The 4,828-nt window shown below is 67.7% G+C and carries 5 protein-coding genes; 1 reads left to right on the forward strand and 4 read right to left on the reverse strand.

The features are described 5' to 3' along the window. Together DBR23_RS06165 and DBR23_RS06170 are read right to left on the reverse strand one after the other, a co-directional pair. Positions 1 to 1,023: DUF748 domain-containing protein (locus DBR23_RS06165; protein WP_146191245.1), on the reverse strand; the 1,023-nt coding region annotated here is incomplete at its 3' end. Positions 1,024 to 1,331: 308 nt separating this feature from the next. Then, entirely contained in the window at positions 1,332 to 2,084 is a 753-nt protein-coding gene (locus tag DBR23_RS06170) for an alanyl-tRNA editing protein (protein WP_108497649.1), read from the reverse strand. Between the two features lie 64 nt (positions 2,085 to 2,148). On the opposite strand from DBR23_RS06170, the gene DBR23_RS06175 reads away from it, so the two are divergent. Then, complete coding sequence (locus DBR23_RS06175) at positions 2,149 to 3,000, forward strand: creatininase family protein (protein ID WP_108497650.1); 852 nt, start codon at positions 2,149 to 2,151, stop codon at positions 2,998 to 3,000. An 88-nt stretch (positions 3,001 to 3,088) separates the two neighbouring features. On the opposite strand, the gene DBR23_RS06180 is transcribed toward DBR23_RS06175, so the two are convergent. Continuing rightward, entirely contained in the window at positions 3,089 to 3,760 is a 672-nt protein-coding gene (locus DBR23_RS06180; protein WP_108497651.1) for a histidine phosphatase family protein, read from the reverse strand. 96 nt (positions 3,761 to 3,856) lie between these two features. After that, on the reverse strand, positions 3,857 to 4,828 hold a 972-nt coding region (locus DBR23_RS06185; RefSeq protein WP_369882089.1), incomplete at its 5' end, for a threonine dehydratase.

Consider the following 4,828-nt stretch of genomic DNA (forward strand, 5'->3'; position numbering starts at 1 on the left):
GATCTGACCGCTGGCGTCGCGGGTGGCGGTCACCACGGGCGCCGTCAGCTCCACATGCTGCAGGCGCACCACCTGGTCCAGCGGGCGCACATCGGCCATGTCGATCTTCAGGCGCTCGTAGCTCAGCAGGTCGGCGCCCTGGCGGTCGGCCATGCGCACACCGCTGGCCTGTACGGTGCCTGTCAGCTTCACGGCCATGCGCGGGTGCTGTTCAAAGGCCACCTTCACATCCGCATCCAGCGTGGCTCCCAACACCTTGACGGGGAGATTGGCCGGCAGGTAGCCCAGGTAGGGTGCGAGGTTCAGGCCATCCAGCCGGATCTGCGCGTCGGCTTTGCCGGTCTGTGCAAACGGCGTGCCCTCGGCGGAGGAGTCAAACCGGCTGCCGTCCAGTGTGAACGCCAGGTGGGGCTCCACCTTCACCTCGCGCTGCGAGGGCAGGGTGCTGATGAACGGCACTTTCAGCGCCAGCGCACGCACCTCGTGGGTCTCGCTGACCGTGTTGTCGATGAAGTCGATGCTGCCGCCGGTGAGCGCCAGGTTGTACAGCGCCAGGCGCGCGGGGCCGGTGTCTGGCTCGGGCTCGCTCTTGGGCGCGGTGACCTTGGCAATGATGTCGTCCACGTCGTAGCGGCCGTCGCCCAGGTGGGTGATGCGCAGGACCGGGTTTTCGATGGTGAAGGCGTCCACCACCGGCGCCAGGCGCAGCAGGGATTGCAGCTCGCCATCGGCATAGATGCGGCCAATGGTCAGCTGTGGGGGCGCACCATTGGCGCCCGCCACGGTCACGTCACGCAGCGCGAATTCCAGGCTCCAGGGCTCAAAGTCGATGCCGCCCACCGTCACGGTGCGCCCCAGTTGCTCGGACGCGATGCGCTCCAGCGGGCCCTTGACCAGTGGCGGAATGGCGAGCCAGGTGATCAGCCACAGGGCGATCAAACCCGCCAGCGCGCGGACGGCGGGGCGGAACCAGCGGTGCTGGCGCAAAGAGGCAAAAGAGACGGAGCGCAGGGAGATCGGCATGGCGGCAGGCAAGGGTAGGCGCCGCAGCCCCGGAACGTTGAGCCGGTCACCGCCGCCCGAGGGCCGGGCGGGTGCTGCGCGCGGGCGCTATTGTCCCCGTTGTCAGCCTGCCTGCGTAAGCCAATGCAACGGGCGGCTGTGGTGGCTCAACATTGTTGACAGTGAGTGTGGTCGCCCGTGGCTGCACTCACAGGGCAAAGCCCGGCACCACCCGGCGGGTGGTGGCTCAGGACCGTGTCTTTTGGTGCGCGCTCACTTGCGCTGCGCACAAGTGAGTGCACCCCAAAGAAAAGCGCTCCTCGCTGCGCTCACTGGGCAAAGCCCAGCACCACCCTGCGGGAGGTGGCGCTTTTCTTTTCAATCTTGGTCACCACGATGGCGCCGATCTCCGACGTGTTGGCCACATGCGTGCCGCCACAGGGCTGCAGGTCGATCAGTGGCGCGTCGGCTTCGCCGCCGATGCGGATGGTGCGGATGCGCCCGGTGCCGCGTGGGGGCTGCACGCTCATGCTTTTGACCAGCGCGGGGTTCGCGTCCAGTTCTTCATCGCTGATCGAGGCCACGGTGAGTGGGTGCGCGGCAGCCACCAGGGTGGCGATGGCGGCGGTCAGCTGCTCCTTGTCCAGCGGGTCGGTCATCGCAAAGTCCAGCCGCGCGTAGTCGGGTGTGATGGAGCAGCCGTTGACCAGCTGCGGCACCACATGGCACAGCAGGTGGCTGGTGGTGTGCAGCCGCATCATGCGGTGGCGGCGCTCCCAGTCGATGCGGGCCGTGACGGTGGTGCCGGGCGTGAGCTGCGCCACGCGGTCTTCCTGCCCGGGGGCGGGGATGTGCACGATGTCGCTGGTGGGGTTGCCGTCGGCGTCCTTGCCCTTGCGGGTGTCGGCAATGGTGATCTGTGTGCCGTCTGCCAGCACCAGCACACCGCTGTCACCGGCCTGGCCGCCGCCCAGGGGGTAGAACACGGTCTGGTCCAGCACGATGCCGGCATCGGTGACAGCGGTGATGTGGGCGCTGCATTCGCGCAGGTAGGCGTCTTGGCGGAAGAGGTCTTGGGTCATGGTGGCATGTTAGCGGCGCCAGTGGCCGTTTCCCAGAGGCCGGCAGCGCCGCTACCATGCACGCATGACTTCTGCCGCCTTGACTCCCTTGCCCTCCCGCTTCTGGGCCGACTTGTCCACCCGTGATTTCGCGGCGCTAAAGGCCAGCGGGCAGGCTGAACAGGTGGTGGCCGTGCTGCCCGTGGCGGCTGTCGAGCAGCATGGGCCACACCTGCCCCTGTCGGTCGATGCGACGCTGCTGCAGGGTGTGATCGATGCCGCGCTGCCGCACCTGCCCGCCGAGTTGCCCGTGCTGTTCCTGCCGCCACAGAACGTGGGCCTGAGCCCGGAGCACATCCGCTTTCCCGGCACGCTCACGCTGTCGCCCGCCACGGTGATTGCGCTGTGGACCGAGATCGGCGAGTGCGTGGCCCGCGCGGGCATCAGGAAGCTGCTGCTGTTCAACGGCCACGGCGGACAGGTGAGCGTGATGGACATCGTGGCGCGCGAGCTGCGCACGCGCTGCGACCTCATCGTCTACAGCGCCAGCTGGTTCAGCCTGCCGCTGCCCGATGCGGTGGCGGGCCAGTTCAGCGCCCAGGAGCACCGCTTTGGCATCCATGCGGGCGAGATCGAGACATCGATGATGCTGCACCTGGCGCCCGCCACCGTGCAGATGGCACACGCGCAAAACTTCCGCTCCACCTCGCAGGACCGGTCGGAGCGCTACGCCATCCTGGGCAACGGCAAAAGCGCCAAGCTGGGCTGGCAGATGCAGGACTACCACCCGGCGGGTGCCGTGGGTAACGCGGCTGCAGCCACGGCCGACAAGGGACAAGCGGTGGTGGACGCTGCAGCGCAACAACTGGTGGCGCTGCTGCAGGAGCTGCAGGCGCTGCCGCTGTCTACCCTGGCGGATGGTCCCCACTTGCGCTGAATCGGTTTGCTATATTTTTAATAGCTTCCGGCGCATGATCCACTAGCGCAAGCGGCCTGAAAGGCTCAGAAAACCGAAATATCGGTGCTCAGGCGTGCGTCACCCACTGCGCGTGCTCCAGCTCGTTCAGGTGCGGCAGCGTGTTGAAGGTCTGCAACATCAACCGCTTGGGCGAGATGGAGAACTCCGTCACCGCGCTGTTGCGGATGCGCATGTTCAGCGCAATGGTGACCTCGGGCGCCGTGCCCAGCACCTCGCCCACGGCGGTGGAGATGGGGCCGCCGCTGCTCACCAGCAGCACGTTCTGGCCCGCATGGTGGTGGCGCACATGGTCCAGCGCGCTGCGCACACCGGCCGAAAAATCGTTCCAGCTGGGCATGCCCTGGGGGCTGATGACACCTGCCATCCACTGCGCCAGCGCGTCGCACAGGATACGAAAGTGCGCGCGGTAGCGCTCAGGCGTGTCGGCCGGGCCCAGGGGCTGGGGGTGGATGGCGGCGATCAGCGCATGGCTGTCGTATTCATTGAGGCCTGGCAACTGCAGCACCTCGGGGGTGGTCTGCAGGCCCTCGGCGATGCCTTCCAGCGTTTGCGTATGGCGGCGCAGCGTGCCCGTGATGACGGCATCAAACCCCAAGCCGCGTGCGCGCCAGTGCTCGCCCAGTCGCACCGCCTGCTGGCGGCCCAGCGCGCTGAGCTGGTCGTAGTCTTCCGCGCCAAACGAGGCCTGGCCGTGGCGCACAAGGTAGAGGGTTCCCATGCGGCGGATTGTGATCAGAACCAGCTGCAGGCGTTTGTCGCAAAAGCGACCGATGCTATTAAATGTGTAGCTTTTTCGGTTGAATCCGCGAGGGCTTCAGTCCGCCAGAACGTTGCCGAACATGGGCGCATCCACGTTGCCGCCCGTCAACGCCAGGCCCACTTGCAAACCCTGTAGCTGGTCGCGTTCCTGCAGCGCTGCCGCCAGTGCCGCCGCACCTGCGCCTTCGGCCACGTTGTGCGTGTCGGTGAACAAGGCGCGCATGGCAGCGGCCACTTCGGCGTCGCTCACCTGCACGATGTGGTCGATGTGGGGCGCCATCACGGCCAGGGCCTCGGCGTCGGCCACGCGGCAGGCCATGCCGTCGGCGAGCTGGGTGGTGACGGGTGCCTCGACTACGCGGCCGGCGGCCAGCGAATCGGCGTAGGTGGTGGCATGGCTGCTGACCACGCCGACCACGCGCACGGGGTGCTGCAGCGCAAGCTTGGCTGCGATGGCCGAGCACGCGCCCGAGCCCTGGCCGATGGGCACGTACACCACATCGAGCTGCGGCACGGCGCGCAAGAACTCCCACCAGTAGGTGCTGACACCGCGCAGCAGGTCGGGGTGGAAGCTGGGAACCATGTGGGCGCCGCGCTGGGCCGCGAGCTGGATAGCGTGTTCGCGCGCTTCCTGAAAGTCGTCGCCGTGTTCGATGAGCGTGACGCCCAGGGCGCGCATGGCAGCGTTCTTCTCCACCGAGTTGCCACGCGGCACGACGATGGTGCAGGCCACGCCGTGGCGGCGCGCGGCCCAGCCCATGCTTTGGCCGTGGTTGCCGCGCGTGGCGCTGATGACCTCTTGGGGCAGCGCGCCGCGCTGGGCGAGCTGGTCGAAGTAAGTGAGGCCACCCCGGATCTTGAACGCTCCCACGGGCGTGTGGTTCTCGTGCTTGAGCCAGCAGTCGGTGCCCAGGCGCTGGCTGAGCAGGCCCCAGCGGTACTGGGGCGTGGCGGCGAAGTCGCGGTACACCACCTCGGCAGCGGCTTCGATGTCGGCCAGGGTGGGCAGCAGGGCGGTGGGGTCGAG

Origin of the sequence: Acidovorax sp. HMWF018 (assembly GCF_003061035.1) — a bacterium.
Taxonomy (GTDB): Bacteria; Pseudomonadota; Gammaproteobacteria; order Burkholderiales; family Burkholderiaceae_C; genus Acidovorax; species Acidovorax delafieldii.